Below are 14,374 nucleotides of genomic sequence, written 5' to 3'. Positions count from 1 at the left end.
GCCATGTTCATTCAAGCGCCCGCCCTCGCCTCCCAATCCGGCATCCGCCATGCCTTCTTCACCCGCCAAGGCGGTGTGTCCGATGGGATATATGCCTCCCTCAACGGCGGCATCGGCTCGTCGGACGAGCCCACGAAGGTACAGGAGAACCGCCGCCGCATGACGGAGGCGCTGAGCATCAAGCCTGATGCCCTGATCAGCGTCTATCAGGTCCATTCACCGGATGCGGTCATCGTCGAAGGTCCATGGCATGGCGAGCGCCCCAAGGCGGACGCCATGGTCACGGCCACGCCGGGCCTTGCGCTCGGCATCACCACGGCGGATTGCGGGCCGGTGCTGTTTGCGGATCCGGAAGCGCGGGTGATCGGAGCAGCCCATGCGGGCTGGCGCGGCGCGGTGACCGGCGTGCTCGAAGCCACCATCGAGGAGATGGAAAAACTCGGTGCCCGACGCTCGAACATTGTCGTCGCCCTTGGGCCGACGATCAGCCAGACGGCCTATGAGGTCGGTCCCGACTTCATTAAGCGCTTCGCAGAAGAGGCGCCCGGACACGAGCGCTTCTTTAAGGAAGCCGAGAGATCGGACCATGCCATGTTCGACCTTCCCGGCTTCATCGGCGCGCGCCTGGAAGCGGCAGGGATCGGAGCCTTTGCCGATCTCGGCCTTTGCACCTATTCCGACGAGGAGCGGTTCTTCAGCTATCGCCGCACCACCCATCGCAAGGAACCGGATTACGGCCGGCTGATCTCGGCGATCGCGCTCACTCCTTGATACCGGCGACGTCCGGTGTCTCCCAGGCGAGATGCTGACCGCCATCGACGGCGATCATCTGCCCTGTGACGCTGCGCGCCTGTGCCAGATAAAGCACCGCATCGGCAATCTCGTCCGGCGTGCCGCCGTGCCCCAGCAGCACTGCCTCGTTCTGCTTGGCGAAATCCTCATCGCCCTGGCGCACGTTCGACAGGGTGGGACCGGGCCCGATTGCATTGACGCGGATGCGCGGTGCCAGCGCCTGCGCCATGGTCTGCGTGGCCGAGAACAAAGCCGCCTTGGTGAGCGTGTAGGAGAAGAATTGCGGCGTGAGTTTCCAGACCCGCTGGTCGATGACGTTGATAATGCAGCCGTGCATGTCGGCAGGAAGCTGATGCGCGAAGTCGCGGGCGAGGAAGGCCGGCGCGCGCAAGTTGACGGCAAAGTGCCGATCCCATCGATCCTGCGAGAGCGTCTCGACCTCATCCGGCTCGAACTCGGAAGCGTTGTTGACGAGAAGCGTCAGCGGCCCCAGTGCCCGAACCGCCTCCGGCACCAAGCGCTCGACCGCATCGCCATCGGCGAGATCGCCCTGCACGACTGCGGCCCGCCCTCCCGCCTCGCGGATGCGGTCTGCGATTTTCTCAGCCTCATCGGTCGAATTGCGGCAGTGGATCGCCACCACATAGCCCTCTGTCGCGAGCCGTTCGACGATTCGCCACCCGATGCGTTGCGCACCGCCGGTCACGAGAGCGGCCTTGTTCATGATCAACCTCTTGAAATGTAAGCACATCACAGCGCTTCAGTGCTTCGGACAAGAAAATGACATTTTTTTGCTTTGTCGTCGAACCAACGGCCAAGCTGTGCGTTTAGGACTCCGGCAATGCGCAAGGGGGAACTCGCACATTGCCGCCACAATCCTGCCACGGTGGTCTTCGGCGCTGTGGTTGTCAGGTCACAGCCCTCGACCGGTTGTCGCTCTATAAACGGGCAGTGCTTGGCTTGACCCAATGGGAAACCGGGTCGGGCACGCATGACATCGATTAGGAAAGAGAAACCATGAAGAAAATTCTTCTCGCCAGCGTCGCTCTCTTCGGCTTTGCCGGAGCCGCTTCCGCTGCGGACCTCCCGGTTCGCGCCGCTCCTCCGGCTCCGGTCATTGCTGCTGTTCCGGTCTTCACCTGGACCGGCTTCTACGTCGGTGTGAACGCCGGCTACGGCTGGAACACGAACGACAGCATCACGACGCTTGATGGCCGTCGTTTCGACCTGAACGACGAGGGCGGCTTCGTCGGCGGCGCCCAGGCTGGCTACAACTACCAGATCGGTTCGTTCGTGGTCGGTCTCGAAGGCGACATCCAGTACGCCGATTTCGGCGGCGATGACCGCTTCGACTTCGACGGCGACGGCATCCTCGACGACGACTTCAACCGCAGCGACTGGTTCGGCACGGTGCGCGCTCGCGCCGGTGTGGCCTTCGACCGCGCCCTGATCTACGCCACCGGTGGTTTCGCCTTCGCGGACGATGCTACCGGCTGGACCGTCGGTGGTGGTCTCGAGTACGCCTTCACCAACAACCTGTCGGCCAAGGTCGAAGGCCTGTACGTCAACCTCGACCAGGACGACAACAGCATCTTCGGCATCGACAGCGACGCCGAGTTCGGTGTGGTGCGCGCTGGTCTGAACTACCGCTTCAACACCTACTAAGATCCATCGCCTCTGGCGATGATCAAGGCCCGGTGGCAACACCGGGCCTTTTTGTTTATGGCGTCACCCTGGTCTTGGCATAGGCCGGAACGCGGGATTCGAAATCCGCAAGCCAGGCGACGAGCTTGGGATAGCTCTCACGCCAGCGACCGCCGAAGCGCAGGTCAAGATAGCCCAGCGCACAGGCAAGAGCGATCTGGCCGATGTGCAGATTCTGGCCGGGTTGTGCGAGATGGGCCTCAGCGTGATCGAGGCCGCGGCGGACCTTGTCGGCCTGGTGGCTGACCCATTTCGGCTCGTGCCTGTCTTCCGGCCGGAAGCGGCCCTCATAGACCTGCAGCAGGGCCGCATCCATGATGCCGTCGGCGAGCGCCTGATCGCGCAACGCGGTAAACCTCTCCGGGCCATTTGGAATGATGCCCCCGCCCCCGACGAGATGATCAAGGTAATCCACGATCACGCGGGAGTCATAGAGCACATCGCCGTTCTCCAGAATGAGCGCGGGGATCTTGCCGAGCGGATTCTGCTGACGGATGGAATCTTCCGGGTTCAAGGTATCCGCGTCGACGATCTGAATGCGATCGGTCAATCCGAGGATCGAAGCCGAGAGTTTGACCTTCCGGCCGAAGGGCGACGCAGGCGAGGAACGGAGAACGAGCATGACGTGCATCCTGTTAGAAGAACGGCAGGAGTCATGAACGCTTAGGCATCGATCGGCAATCCGTTTTAAGCAGGGGGCCCGAAGGCTTCACAGCGATAAGCGCCGTAGCCGCTGCGCGACAGGCGCCCTGCGAGTGCAGGCAAAAGCGTTTCCGCCTCCTCTCTCAAGGACCAGGGCGGGTTGATGACGAAAAGCCCACTGCCGTTGAGCCGTGACGGATCGCGCGGATCGTCCACATAGAGTTCGAGACGAAGGCCCGGGCGCGGGCTCTCCTCGTGCAATCGTGCGGCCACAGTATCGACGGGGCCGACATCCTTGACAGGATACCATCCGGCATAAACGCCGGTCGGCCATTTCTTCAAAGCGGTGAGCAGTTCCGTTCCGAGGCGTTCCAGTTCATTCGGCTTCTCATAGGGCGGATCGATGAGCACGAGCCCGCGCTTCTCCTTTGGCGGGATCAGCGCATGAAGCGCCGTCCAGCCGTCGAGATGCATCACCTTGAGATTCGTGACCTCATTGAAGGCCTCGCTCAGCACCGCGTGGTCGGCCGGATGCAGTTCCACGAACACGCCCCGATCCTGGCGCCGCAGCAGCTCGCGCACGATTCCGGGCGAGCCGGGATAGATGGTCTCGCCGTGGCGTGCGCGCACGTCCGCAACCACGCTCCGATAGGGAGCGAGGATGTTCTCGACCTCGGGCGAAAAGGCCTCGTCCAGGCGCCCGATGCCGTCGACCCACTCCCCGGTCCGTCCGGCCTCGTCGCCGCCGAGATCGTAAAGCCCGATCCCCGCATGGGTGTCGATGACGCGCAGTGGCGTTTCCTTGCGCTGCAGATAGACGAGGATGCGCACCAGGAGAGCGTGTTTCATGACGTCGGCGAAATTGCCGGCGTGGAAGGCATGGCGATAATTCATTGTCGTCCTATAGCATCGGATCCAAAAGTGGGCTCCACTTTTGGGATCAATCTGATGCGCATATCATTTCAGTGTATCGGACTCAGGCGCTATCTCACCGCCGGGACCGTAATTTCGCCCGCGCGGCAACCGTCGCGGTCGACCTCGGGACACTGGCGAAAGCCGCGCAGATCCCTGGCAAGGCAGATGCGCACTTCCTGAAAGATACGCCGTCCGCAGGAAACCGAAATCATATCGGGACGCAAGCCCGGATTGGCGTTCATGAAGGCGCGTTCAATCTCGCTCGGCAGCACCTTGGACCGGCTGTCCAGAGACTTGAAGCCGTTGGGAATGCGCACGAACTCGCGCGCCTGCCGCACTGCTCGGAAATAGCCGCTTGGGCTTTCGCCCGTGCAGGTCCCATGCTTGCGCCATTGATAACGCGCCAGATTATCGTCCGGGAACAGTCCGCTGGCGTCTGCCATCGCCGCCTGGGGAACGAAGCGGCCATTGGGTTCGCAGAAGCTGGGATAGCCCTGCTCTCGCTGGGGCCACAATCCGTGGGTCACGAAGCCGAGACTGCTGCCGGCATCGCATTGGCGGCTCCGGCTGCCGCTGCTCTCGCAGAAGCCGGGCGACCACGACAGGGCCAGCACATAAAAGTCGAACTGCCCCATCGGGGCACCCCTCGCCTCCCGGGGGCCCTGGGCCGCGGAAGGAAAGATTGAGAGAAGGCAGGCGCCTGCGAAGGCAAGCCACCGGCGCAGGATCAAGGGGCCGCCTGCTTGCAATGCGGTGCAAAGGCATAATTGCGGTCGAGGCCGTCGACGCAGGCTTCCGTGTTCCAGCCGATGCCGATGAAGCCGAGATCCTCACGGATCGAGAAGTTGATCCTGCGCTTGTAGCCGTCGGACACGATCACGGTGCCGGTGCAATAGCGGCGGGGAATGAAGTCGAGCCCCCAGGGACGCCAGGCGACTTCCTGAACGCGCTCGAAGCCGATCAGCTTGAGGTCGGAATTCCAGAACCGGCCTTCCTTGCGCGCAAATCGCGAGCTGATGTCCTGGAGCACGGACGGATCGGCGCAGGTCGGCAGCGAGGCGTCGAAAGGCTCGTCCCGTCGTTCCGCGGGCGTGATCTCACGCGCAAGCGCAGGCGCGCTCAACAGCGCACAAGAGATGATAGCCGCCAGCCACTTCATGTCGAATGCTCCACCAAGTCTTCAGACCGTGTAACAGCGACCATGTGGGCGACGCCCGCGAAGGTCAAGATGCGCTTACGGTTTAATAGATGGCGTGGCTGTTGAGCATCATCGGCTGGCCCGCGGATCGCCCCTGCTGCCTCTGCGGAGCATAGGTCTGTTCGAGCGGGCGGCCCACCGGGGGAAGCGGCGCCTGGGAATAGGATGGGGACGCGGGGGCCCTTGAATATCCTGCGTTCGGCCCCGGCAGATCGGTCGCGTATCCTCCGCCGGACGAGTAGCGCGCTGGAGGAACCGGGGCAGAGATGACAGGAGACGGCGGCGGAGGGGCTGGCGGGATATAGGCCTCTCCATCCGAGACGTCCTGCTCCAGATCGACGGGCGCCAGATCGCCGGACGCCGCGGCGCTTTGCAGAACCTCGCGGCTGCGCTCCGGATCGATTCGCGGAGCGAATTTCAGAATCGGCTTGCAGATGCGCCGCTCGCCGCGGGGATCGTGGCGCGCCAGGTCGATGTGGAAGTGATCGTAATGGAAGGCGTCGGAGCCAGGTCCCAGCACGGTCGTGAAATAGCGGCAGGCGCCGACGAAGGCTTCGCGCAGGAATTCCTGTTCAGTGGCATCCCTTCCCCGCCACCCCTTGACCACGGAGATTTCCCGACCGTCGGCCAGGACGAAGCCCATGACGTCGAGGGCGTTGCCGAACGAATGCTCCGAGAGCTTGGCGCCCATCTGGTTGTTCCGAGGACGGCAGGAATAGGAACCGGCCTTGATGTCCGCCAGAGGCACGCCGAAATACATCTCGGCGGCAGGCTTCACGATCTCGTTGAGCCAGGTATCGATGCGGGGAATGATCGGGCAGGCCAGCGTGACCTTCGATTTCAGCCCCACTGCACCGTCGTTGAAGGCCGAGACCTTGAACGGATAATCCATGCCGCAGACACCCGGCCCATCGATCTTGGAACTGAGAGACATATAGGCGGAGGGCTGTACGAGGCGCTGCGAGAGGCAGGCTTCCTCGGCCTGCGCGCGCCAAGGCTCACGCTGTTCGAACCGAAACAGCCCGCAACCGGTGAGCCCAAGTCCGGTGAGCGATAGGGCAAAAAACGCAACTAACCCACGACGCATGGGCGCGAGACTGGCTCAAGGACGTAAACATCCCGTCAACGGGAAGACGCCTTCTTCAGCGCAGCGCACGAAAACGACGGATCGCACCTGGCACTGTGCATTCAAGGAGTGAGGGCCCCTTTGCATCTTCACCGGCATTGTCCCGGGGATCCACGCCTTGGGGCGCTGTGGTTCCCAAGGCGTGGATGGCCGGATCAGGTCCGGCCATGACGCGTGGGTGTCACACAGCCAGCACCGTGGGGCCCGCAGCCTGCGCTGCGAGCCTGACGGTTGATCGAGGGTGGCGCGACGGGCAGCCCGGCTCGATGTCTGATGGGAGATGGAAGAGCCGAACTGCCTCTTCGCGCACGGCTTCTTTAGGCGGACAGGAGAGGCCGGCTCAGTCAACCGCCGCAGGCGGTGACCGTCTGCGCGACGGCGGCCTGCGACCGATCCCGACCACCAACCCAAACATCCTGGGCCTCCCGTCGAAGCCGATTGCGAGTCAGCCTCACGGGACCGTGCCTGCTCCCACACTGCGACGCCTCGCGAGCGCGCCCTCGATAGGAGCAGATCTGAGGCAATGATATAGCTAAGGCTAGGAACCTTGTCAAGAACAAAAGATGAACATAACATTGCTCTGCTCTGCCGACCCTCTCCCCGACGTCATGGCCGGCCTCGTGCCGGCCATCCCGTCTTCGGAACCGCAGCGCTGCAAAGGCGTGGATCCCCGGGTCTGATCCCCGGATCAAGTCCGGGGACGGGGATGACGGCGGAGGGGGCGGGAGTTGGTGTCTTCCCCGCCGGAGCGCAGCGGAGGGAAGAGATCCTCCTGCATGTTCAGCGCTCTCGATCCTGTGCTCCAGTGAGTTCGATTCGAGAATTTCGGGCGCCTTTTGCAACTGATTCACGTTGACAGTGGGTGCGACAGAATTGAGCAGGAACTTTTTTCGCCGAGAGTTTCGCAAAAATTTTGCGTAGAAAAACAATGGCTTAAATTTTTGTTAACGATTACATCGACCGCAGCTAAGCTCCCTATACCCCCTGCGAGACGCTTCTCAGGGCCGTAGAGGTTTGATAGCGTACCTATCCATTCAGAGAGGGGGTCCAAACCCCTTCAGAGATAGGGGCTCCGATGAACCTGACATCGAATCTGGACTGGGCGTCCAAGCTCAACATCGCGGCTGTCTGCGTATCCTTTTCCTATATTCTCGTTGTCGTAACCGGTCTCTTTTAAGGCAGCACCTTATCGCCTCGGATCGGGCGAAAAAGCGATCCTCCCTTGCCTCCACGCTGCCGAGCCCCGGCAGCGTTTTTCATGTCTCCGGGCAGGGCACTTCCGTGATGCTCCAGGACATCACGTTGATTTCCATCTGGCACTGCGCCAGCTTGGGCCCCTCGGCGGTCTTGAGGCAGACCTTCTCCCCAGGCGCGAACATCTTGCCCTGGGCACGGCAATAACAATCGAGCGGGTTGTGAGCAGGAGCCTGAGCCGTGTGGGACATCGGCACCTCATGGGCCAGAGCCGGGGCTGCGGCGATCAGGCTTAGAAAGACAACGACGCTGCGCATGAGACGCCTCCGTATGTCATTTCACGGAAGATGCTCATCCTGTCGCGAGGCCGCGTCAAGCGCAGATTAGCACCACCTCTCCGCCGCCCGGTCGTCGGCCTCCTTGGCCTCGATCCAGGCTCCGACCGTTCCGTCCTTGAGATGCTCGCGCTTCCAGAACGGTGCGTGGGTTTTCAGGTAATCCATCAGGAACGAGGCGGCCTCGAAGGCCGCCTGACGGTGGGCGCTGGCCGTAAGCACGAGCACGATCTCCTCGCCCGGCATGATCCTGCCGAAGCGGTGGATGACAGTGAGGCCGAGAAGCGACCAGCGGGTTTGCGCCTGCGCGGCAATACGGGCGATCTCGGCCTCCGCCATGCCGGGATAATGCTCAAGTTCGAGGGCCGCGAGCCGCCCGCCCTCATCCCGACACAGGCCGGTAAAGGCCACTACGGCCCCGATATCCGCCCTCCCTCCGGTGAGGGCTGCCGTCTCGACGGCGGCATCGAACGGCTCAGCCTGAATGCGGATAGTGGCTGCCATAGCGTTCGGCCCCTCGCAGGAGCTAGCCGCCCGTCATCGGCGGAAAGAAGGCGATCTCGCGCGCCCCCGCGACCCGGGCCTCGGGTTTGACGTGAACATGGTCGATGGCGGCACGGACGATGCCTTCGTTCTCGAAGGCATATTCGTATTCCTCGCCCCGCCCCCTCAGCCAGCGCACCAGCTCCGCGACGGTGTCGATGCCTTCGGGAAGCTCGATCTCCTCGTCCGTCCGGCCGACCCGCTCCCGCACCCAGGCGAAATAGACGAGCTTCATAGGCTCTAGCCCTCGTCCATGAGGTGGTGGATGCCGTTCTTGAAGTAGTCCCATCCGGTATAGATCGTCAGGATGGCGGCGATCCACAGAAGGATCGTGCCGATAAGGGTGTTGTTGGGCAGAACGGTCTCGCCCGCCGGTCCCGCGATCAGGAAGCCCAAGGCCACGAGCTGGAGGGTCGTTTTCCACTTGGCGACCCGGCTGACGGGGACGCTGACCTTCAGCTCGGCGAGGAACTCGCGCAGGCCCGAGACCAGGATTTCGCGGCAGAGGATGACGATGGCGGCCCAGATGGACACCCCTTGGATCGTCCCGTCCGACACCAGCATGAGCAGGCTTGCGGCGACCAGAAGCTTGTCGGCGATGGGGTCGAGCATGCGCCCCAGGGCCGATTGCTGGGCGAAGGCGCGCGCCACATAGCCGTCGAGGTAATCGGTGATCGCCGCCAGGGCGAACACGATCAGGGCCAGCCAGCGGGACCAATGGTCTTCCGGCCAGAACAGGAGACCGACCACGGCCGGGACCGCAGCGAGCCGACCATAGGTCAGCATGTTCGCAAGGTTGAAAGCCTTCGAGCGGCTAAAGGCGGAAACAGTCTTCATAACACCTGCAGGAAGCATGAGGACGGTCCGTCCGTCAATCGGACAGACCCCGGTTGCACACCATCGTCATTCGGCAAACACGGCAATGTGAGATCAGCCTGTCTTTCCCGGAAATCGACGTTCATGCCTATCCCCGCTCGTGGAAAAAGTCATAGATCGCGCGGGCCGTTGCGGCATTCACCCCGGGAGCCTTTATCAGGTCCTCCAGGGCCGCGCGCTGGATTGCCTTGACGGTCCCGAAATGGTGCAGGAGTGCCCGCTTGCGCGTCGGCCCGATACCGGGGATCTCGTCGAGCGGATTCTTCACCAGTTCCCTCTTGCGTTTGGCCCGGTGGGCGCCGATGGCGAAGCGGTGAGCCTCATCCCGCAGGCGCTGCACGAAATAGAGCGCTGGGTCGCGTGGCGGCATCTTGAAGGGCGGCTCGCCCGGCTTGAAGAAAGTTTCGCGCCCGGCGTCCCGATCACGGCCCTTGGCGATGCCGATCAGGGCGACGTCGTCCTCGCTGACGCCAACTTCCGCCAGGGCTTGCCGGGCGGCCTCAAGCTGTCCCTTACCGCCGTCGATCAGGACCAGGTCCGGCCAGGCGGGAAACGAATCATCGCCTACCTGCCCATCTGTTTCCGCGCCTCGCGGCTCCTCCTTCACCAGCCGGGCGAAGCGGCGCTGCAGCATCTCGCGCATCATGCCGTAATCGTCGCCTGGCTTCAGATCTTCGGACTTCATATTGAAGGTACGGTAATGCTGCTTCATGAAGCCATTGGCACCAGCCACCACCATGGCGCCGACCGCGTTGGTGCCCATGATGTGGGAGTTATCATAGACTTCCACGCGCTTCGGCACCTTCGGCAACCCAAAAGCCTGGCCCAGAGACACGAGAAGCTTCTGCTGCGAGGAGGTATCCGCAAGCCGCCGGCCGAGCGCCTCACGGGCATTGCGCAGCACATATTCGATGAGCTGGCGCCGCTCGCCGCGCTGGGGCGTATGGATCTCGACCCTGGTCTCGGCGCGCGTGGAAAGCGCCGCCGCCATGAGCTCGGCATCCTCGATCTCGTGCGAGAGCAGGATGAGGCGCGGAGCCGGCTTGTCGTCATAAAACTGCGAGAGGAAGGAGCCCAGAACCTCCTCCCGGCTCATGGACTTGTCGGCCTTCGGAAAGTAAGCGCGGTTGCCCCAGTTCTGCCAGTTGCGGAAGAAGAACACCTCGACGCAGAACTGCCCCGCCTGCTCGTCGACTGCAAAGACATCCGCCTCCTCGACCGACTGGGTATTGATGCCCTGCACGCCCTGAATGGCCGACAATGCGGCCAAGCGGTCGCGGCAGCGCGCGGCGCGCTCGAATTCGAGTTCTTCGGCCGCCGCTTGCATCTCATCCGTGATGCGTTGCTTCACCGCGTTGGACTTGCCCGACAGAAAGGCGCGCGCCTCGGAGACGAGTTCGGCATAATCCTCCGACGAAATCTCGTTCGTGCAGGGCCCCGAGCAGCGTTTGATTTGGAACAGCAGACAGGGTCGCGTGCGGTTCTCGTAATAGCTGTCGTTGCAGGAGCGCAGCAGGAACGCGCGCTGCAGCGCATTGATGGTGCGGTTCACCGCCCAGACACTGGCGAAGGGGCCGTAATAATCGCCCTTGCGCTTCCTCGCGCCGCGATGCTTCACGAGCTGCGGCGCCTCGTGATCGGCGGTGAGCAGGATATAGGGAAGCGACTTGTCGTCCCGCAAAAGCACGTTGTAGCGGGGCTTGAGCTGCTTGATGAGATTGGCCTCGAGCAGCAGAGCCTCGGTCTCCGTCGCCGTGGTGACGAATTCCATCGACGTGGTTTCGCCGATCATGCGGGCGATGCGGTTCGAATGCGCCTGGCCCCGCGCATAGGAGCCGACGCGGTTTTTTAAACTCTTCGCCTTGCCGACATAGAGTACGTCGCCCTTCGTATCGAGCATGCGATAGACGCCGGGCGCATTGGGAAGGGTATTCCAGAAATGCCGGATGACCTCGGTGCCGCGCTGGACCGAGCCCGGATGGGCCTCCAGATCGAATTCGACATCCGAGCCGCTTTCGACGGCGACCGTCTCATCGTCTTCCTCATTGTCCAGGATATCCGGCGGGACGTCATTGGTGGTGTTGCGACTCATGGGAGAGATTTAAGGGCTCGGGAGTCCGGGGGAAAGTGCCGCCGACGAACTGGCGTAGCCCTGTCATTCGGTCTAAACGGCTAAGCTCTTGAGAACTCAGCGGAGTCCGTCATGCGCCTGTCGATCGTCACATCAGCCGTCGTCGCGGCCCTGGTGGGTTTCGGCAGCACGATCGCCATCATCATCGCGGCTGCCCAGGCGGTGGGTGCCGATGCGGCTCAGACCTCGTCCTGGGTCGCGGCCCTGTGCCTGGCGACGGCGGCCATCAGCGGGATCCTCAGCGTTCGCTATCGCATTCCCGTCGTTGCCGCATGGTCGACGCCCGGTGCCGCGTTGATCGCGGCCTCCAGCGGCATCTCCATCCATGCGGCGGTCGGCTCGTTCATTCTGGCAGGCGGGCTGATCGTGCTGACTGCTTTCATCAAGCCGTTCGGGCAGCTGATCGGGCGCATCCCCACGCCGATTGCCGCTGCCATGCTGGCAGGCATTCTCATCCGCTTTGTCCTGGCGGTGTTCGAAAGTGCGCAAGCCGCGCCCGGTCTCGTCCTGCCCCTGGTCGGTCTTTTCCTTGTCGTTCGCCTCTACAATGCCGCCTTCGCGGTCCTGGCCGTTCTGTTCGTGGGCCTTGGGCTAGCCTTCGCGGGCGGCCTGGCTCAACCTCTTGCCTCCAGCCTGAGCCTGTCCTCCCTCACCTTCATCGAACCGGCCTGGGAACCGACGGCCCTGATCGGCCTGGGAATTCCGCTCTTTCTGGTGACGATGGCCTCGCAGAACCTGCCCGGCTTCGCGGTTCTGCGGGCCTACGGATACACCCCGCCATCGCGGCCGATCCTGGCCGTTTCCGGCCTTGCCTCGATCGTCACGGCCTTCTTCGGCGCCCATACTAGCAATCTCGCAGCGATCTCGGCGGCAATCTGCACCGGACCGGACACCCACCCCGACCCGGCCAAGCGCTGGATGGTCGGGCCATTCTATACCCTGTGCTATGTAATCATCGCCGCGTTCGCCGCAGCCCTGATCGGTCTGATCGCCGCCCTGCCTCCCGAGCTTATTCGGACAGTGGCGGGACTTGCCCTCATGGGTGCCTTCGCAGGCGCCTTGAGTTCAGCCCTTTCAGACACCTCGAAAATCTTTCCGGCAGTCCTGACCCTGGCCGTCACGGCCTCCGGCCTGACGCTCTTCGGCATCGGCTCTGCCTTCTGGGGCTTGGCGGCGGGCCTTCTTGTCCTTGGGCTCGATGCTCTCGCACTTCGGCTACGCAAGCCCGCCTGATCTGGACGGCGGCCTCCGTTAAGCTTAAGACTTCGTTACGAAGAACAAGAACGGGGGCCCTCATGGCCGGGATGAAGCATGCGGGGCGGTTTGCCGCTCTTGTCCTGACGGCAGCTCTGGGAGCCTGCCAGGGCTCGTTCAGCGGGTCGCCCGAGGGCGTCCCGGTCGCCCTTGAGAGCATCGACGGCGCCCCGACTCCCATCCGCACTGCTCTCGTCGACGAACTGACCAGCGCCGCCACCGACCGCAAGGTCGACCTCGTCGGCGCCAGTGCCGAGGCTCGCTACCGGGTCCGCGGCTATTTGTCGACCTCGACCGAGGACGGGGAAACCAAGGTGGCCTATGTCTGGGACGTCTTCGATTCCCAGAAGCGCCGGGCCAAGCGCCTTGCCGGATCGAGCCCGGTCCCTGCAACCTCCATCTCGGATCTCGATAAGGCGACGCTCGCGAAGCTGGCGCAGGCCAGCATGGACGAGATCGCCGAATTCCTCACCGCGTCCAAGTCCGAGACGACGGCCACACCCGAAGAACCTATTCAGACAGCAGAGATCTCAGGGGAGGAGCCGCCTGTTGCGATGCAGTGATTGCATGGCGACACGCCAAACTTGCCGCACATTGGAAGCCTTCCATGTATTGTGACGGTCTCATATCGCTGCTAAGAGCCTTGCGCCCAGCCGTGCAGGGATTATGGCATTGCGCAGCGGGTGTTATCGGTCACTCGAAGCCAAAGTTGCTTGCATGAAGCTCGTTGCGGGAAATTCCAATCGTCCGCTGGCGGAGGCTATCTCCGCCTATCTCAATGTCCCGTTGGCCAAGGCTCAGGTCAGGCGCTTCGCGGATATGGAAGTCTTCGTGGAGATTCAGGAGAATGTGCGCGGCGAGGATGTGTTCATCATCCAGTCGACCTCGTTCCCCACGAACGACCACCTGATGGAGCTTCTGATCATCACCGATGCGCTGCGCAGGGCCTCGGCCCGCCGCATCACGGCGGTGATCCCCTATTTCGGCTACGCGCGGCAGGATCGCAAACCCGCCGCCCGCACCCCGATCTCAGCTAAGCTTGTTTCCAATCTCATCACCCATGCGGGCGTCGACCGCGTCCTGACACTCGACCTCCATGCAGGCCAGATCCAGGGCTTCTTCGACATCCCGACCGACAATCTTTTCGCCGCCCCCACCCTGGCACGCGACATCAAGGATCACCTCGACGGCGGCAACCGCATGGTGGTCTCGCCCGACGTGGGCGGCGTCGTGCGCGCCCGCGCGCTCGCCAAGCGCATCGATGCGCCGCTCGCGATCGTCGACAAGCGCCGTGAGCGCCCCGGTGAATCCGAAGTGATGAACATCATCGGCGACGTGTCCGGCCGCTCCTGCATCCTCGTCGACGACATCATCGATTCCGGCGGTACCCTGGTGAACGCAGCCGACGCCCTCCTCGCCAATGGGGCGAAGGAGGTCTACGCCTATATCACCCACGGTGTCCTGTCCGGCGGCGCAGTGGCGCGCATTGCCAGCTCCCGACTGAAGGAGCTCGTGATCACCGACTCCATCATGCCGACCGAGGCCGTGAAGGTGGCGCACAACATCCGCGTCATCTCGATCGCCCCGCTCATGGGCGAGGCCATCGGACGCACGGCGACGGAAAGCTCAGTGTCGAGCCTGTTCGACTGACCAAGAAGCGGTGA

16 protein-coding genes are annotated in these 14,374 nt (G+C 63.1%); 5 read left to right on the top strand and 11 right to left on the bottom strand.

Annotated elements, in window-relative coordinates:
• Positions 1 to 3 precede the first annotated feature (3 nt).
• Positions 4 to 771, top strand: coding sequence for a peptidoglycan editing factor PgeF (gene pgeF, locus JO965_RS06700; RefSeq protein WP_203442915.1), 768 nt, complete (start codon positions 4 to 6; stop codon positions 769 to 771).
• Here pgeF and JO965_RS06695 read toward each other — a convergent pair.
• Complete coding sequence (locus tag JO965_RS06695; protein WP_203442914.1) at positions 761 to 1,516, bottom strand: SDR family oxidoreductase; 756 nt, start codon at positions 1,514 to 1,516, stop codon at positions 761 to 763. The two genes, pgeF and JO965_RS06695, sit on opposite strands and share 11 nt — an antisense overlap.
• A 293-nt stretch (positions 1,517 to 1,809) precedes the next feature.
• On the opposite strand from JO965_RS06695, the gene JO965_RS06690 reads away from it, so the two are divergent.
• Positions 1,810 to 2,457, top strand: a complete 648-nt coding sequence (locus JO965_RS06690; RefSeq protein ID WP_203442913.1) for an outer membrane protein — start codon at positions 1,810 to 1,812, stop codon at positions 2,455 to 2,457.
• Between the two features lie 55 nt (positions 2,458 to 2,512).
• Here the strand turns inward: JO965_RS06690 and JO965_RS06685 are convergent, their stop codons facing one another.
• The 10 genes from JO965_RS06685 to uvrC all read right to left on the bottom strand — a co-directional run bounded on the left by JO965_RS06685 (position 2,513) and on the right by uvrC (position 11,417).
• Positions 2,513 to 3,118, bottom strand: a complete 606-nt coding sequence (locus JO965_RS06685) for a glutathione S-transferase N-terminal domain-containing protein (RefSeq protein ID WP_203442912.1) — start codon at positions 3,116 to 3,118, stop codon at positions 2,513 to 2,515.
• Between the two features lie 65 nt (positions 3,119 to 3,183).
• Positions 3,184 to 4,032: a 23S rRNA (adenine(2030)-N(6))-methyltransferase RlmJ gene (locus JO965_RS06680; RefSeq protein WP_203442911.1), complete on the bottom strand. Its 849-nt coding sequence runs from the start codon at positions 4,030 to 4,032 to the stop codon at positions 3,184 to 3,186.
• Positions 4,033 to 4,121: 89 nt separating this feature from the next.
• Entirely contained in the window at positions 4,122 to 4,688 is a 567-nt protein-coding gene (locus JO965_RS06675) for a ribonuclease T2 (protein WP_246776765.1), read from the bottom strand.
• 92 nt (positions 4,689 to 4,780) lie between these two features.
• On the bottom strand, positions 4,781 to 5,212 hold the full coding sequence (locus JO965_RS06670) for a hypothetical protein (protein WP_203442909.1): 432 nt from the start codon (positions 5,210 to 5,212) through the stop codon (positions 4,781 to 4,783).
• Positions 5,213 to 5,294: 82 nt separating this feature from the next.
• Complete coding sequence (locus tag JO965_RS06665; RefSeq protein WP_203442908.1) at positions 5,295 to 6,338, bottom strand: extensin family protein; 1,044 nt, start codon at positions 6,336 to 6,338, stop codon at positions 5,295 to 5,297.
• Between the two features lie 1,295 nt (positions 6,339 to 7,633).
• Positions 7,634 to 7,888, bottom strand: a complete 255-nt coding sequence (locus JO965_RS06660; RefSeq protein ID WP_203442907.1) for a hypothetical protein — start codon at positions 7,886 to 7,888, stop codon at positions 7,634 to 7,636.
• A gap of 66 nt (positions 7,889 to 7,954) precedes the next feature.
• Positions 7,955 to 8,410, bottom strand: a complete 456-nt coding sequence (locus JO965_RS06655) for a molybdenum cofactor biosynthesis protein MoaE (RefSeq protein ID WP_203442906.1) — start codon at positions 8,408 to 8,410, stop codon at positions 7,955 to 7,957.
• A 22-nt stretch (positions 8,411 to 8,432) separates the two neighbouring features.
• Complete coding sequence (gene moaD / locus JO965_RS06650; protein ID WP_203442905.1) at positions 8,433 to 8,684, bottom strand: molybdopterin converting factor subunit 1; 252 nt, start codon at positions 8,682 to 8,684, stop codon at positions 8,433 to 8,435.
• Between the two features lie 5 nt (positions 8,685 to 8,689).
• Entirely contained in the window at positions 8,690 to 9,286 is a 597-nt protein-coding gene (gene pgsA / locus JO965_RS06645; protein WP_246776764.1) for a CDP-diacylglycerol--glycerol-3-phosphate 3-phosphatidyltransferase, read from the bottom strand.
• A gap of 127 nt (positions 9,287 to 9,413) precedes the next feature.
• The gene (gene uvrC / locus JO965_RS06640; protein WP_203442903.1) at positions 9,414 to 11,417 is read right to left on the bottom strand and encodes an excinuclease ABC subunit UvrC; all 2,004 of its coding nucleotides are present in this window, start codon (positions 11,415 to 11,417) and stop codon (positions 9,414 to 9,416) included.
• Between the two features lie 111 nt (positions 11,418 to 11,528).
• Between uvrC and JO965_RS06635 the strand changes: the two genes are divergently transcribed.
• From JO965_RS06635 to JO965_RS06625, 3 genes are all read left to right on the top strand, one after another.
• On the top strand, positions 11,529 to 12,689 hold the full coding sequence (locus tag JO965_RS06635; RefSeq protein ID WP_203442902.1) for a benzoate/H(+) symporter BenE family transporter: 1,161 nt from the start codon (positions 11,529 to 11,531) through the stop codon (positions 12,687 to 12,689).
• A 62-nt stretch (positions 12,690 to 12,751) separates the two neighbouring features.
• Positions 12,752 to 13,273, top strand: coding sequence for a hypothetical protein (locus tag JO965_RS06630; RefSeq protein WP_203442901.1), 522 nt, complete (start codon positions 12,752 to 12,754; stop codon positions 13,271 to 13,273).
• 154 nt (positions 13,274 to 13,427) lie between these two features.
• Positions 13,428 to 14,360, top strand: a complete 933-nt coding sequence (locus JO965_RS06625; protein ID WP_203442900.1) for a ribose-phosphate pyrophosphokinase — start codon at positions 13,428 to 13,430, stop codon at positions 14,358 to 14,360.
• Positions 14,361 to 14,374 lie beyond the last annotated feature (14 nt).

The sequence above is a fragment of the Microvirga sp. VF16 genome, from assembly GCF_016864375.1.
Taxonomy (GTDB): domain Bacteria; phylum Pseudomonadota; class Alphaproteobacteria; order Rhizobiales; family Beijerinckiaceae; genus Microvirga.
The sequence above is the reverse complement of the archived record's forward strand: the minus strand, read 5'-3'. Positions and strand labels throughout refer to the sequence as shown.

Bases quoted from the DNA above. Each gene is read 5' to 3' on its own strand.
- pgeF (WP_203442915.1), top strand. From the start codon at position 4: ATGTTCATTCAAGCGCCCGCCCTCGCCTCCCAATCCGGCATCCGCCAT.
- JO965_RS06695 (WP_203442914.1), bottom strand. From the start codon at position 1,516: ATGAACAAGGCCGCTCTCGTGACCGGCGGTGCGCAACGCATCGGGTGG.
- JO965_RS06690 (WP_203442913.1), top strand. From the start codon at position 1,810: ATGAAGAAAATTCTTCTCGCCAGCGTCGCTCTCTTCGGCTTTGCCGGA.
- JO965_RS06685 (WP_203442912.1), bottom strand. From the start codon at position 3,118: ATGCTCGTTCTCCGTTCCTCGCCTGCGTCGCCCTTCGGCCGGAAGGTC.
- JO965_RS06680 (WP_203442911.1), bottom strand. From the start codon at position 4,032: ATGAATTATCGCCATGCCTTCCACGCCGGCAATTTCGCCGACGTCATG.
- JO965_RS06675 (WP_246776765.1), bottom strand. From the start codon at position 4,688: ATGGGGCAGTTCGACTTTTATGTGCTGGCCCTGTCGTGGTCGCCCGGC.
- JO965_RS06670 (WP_203442909.1), bottom strand. From the start codon at position 5,212: ATGAAGTGGCTGGCGGCTATCATCTCTTGTGCGCTGTTGAGCGCGCCT.
- JO965_RS06665 (WP_203442908.1), bottom strand. From the start codon at position 6,338: ATGCGTCGTGGGTTAGTTGCGTTTTTTGCCCTATCGCTCACCGGACTT.
- JO965_RS06660 (WP_203442907.1), bottom strand. From the start codon at position 7,888: ATGCGCAGCGTCGTTGTCTTTCTAAGCCTGATCGCCGCAGCCCCGGCT.
- JO965_RS06655 (WP_203442906.1), bottom strand. From the start codon at position 8,410: ATGGCAGCCACTATCCGCATTCAGGCTGAGCCGTTCGATGCCGCCGTC.
- moaD (WP_203442905.1), bottom strand. From the start codon at position 8,684: ATGAAGCTCGTCTATTTCGCCTGGGTGCGGGAGCGGGTCGGCCGGACG.
- pgsA (WP_246776764.1), bottom strand. From the start codon at position 9,286: ATGAAGACTGTTTCCGCCTTTAGCCGCTCGAAGGCTTTCAACCTTGCG.
- uvrC (WP_203442903.1), bottom strand. From the start codon at position 11,417: ATGAGTCGCAACACCACCAATGACGTCCCGCCGGATATCCTGGACAAT.
- JO965_RS06635 (WP_203442902.1), top strand. From the start codon at position 11,529: ATGCGCCTGTCGATCGTCACATCAGCCGTCGTCGCGGCCCTGGTGGGT.
- JO965_RS06630 (WP_203442901.1), top strand. From the start codon at position 12,752: ATGGCCGGGATGAAGCATGCGGGGCGGTTTGCCGCTCTTGTCCTGACG.
- JO965_RS06625 (WP_203442900.1), top strand. From the start codon at position 13,428: ATGAAGCTCGTTGCGGGAAATTCCAATCGTCCGCTGGCGGAGGCTATC.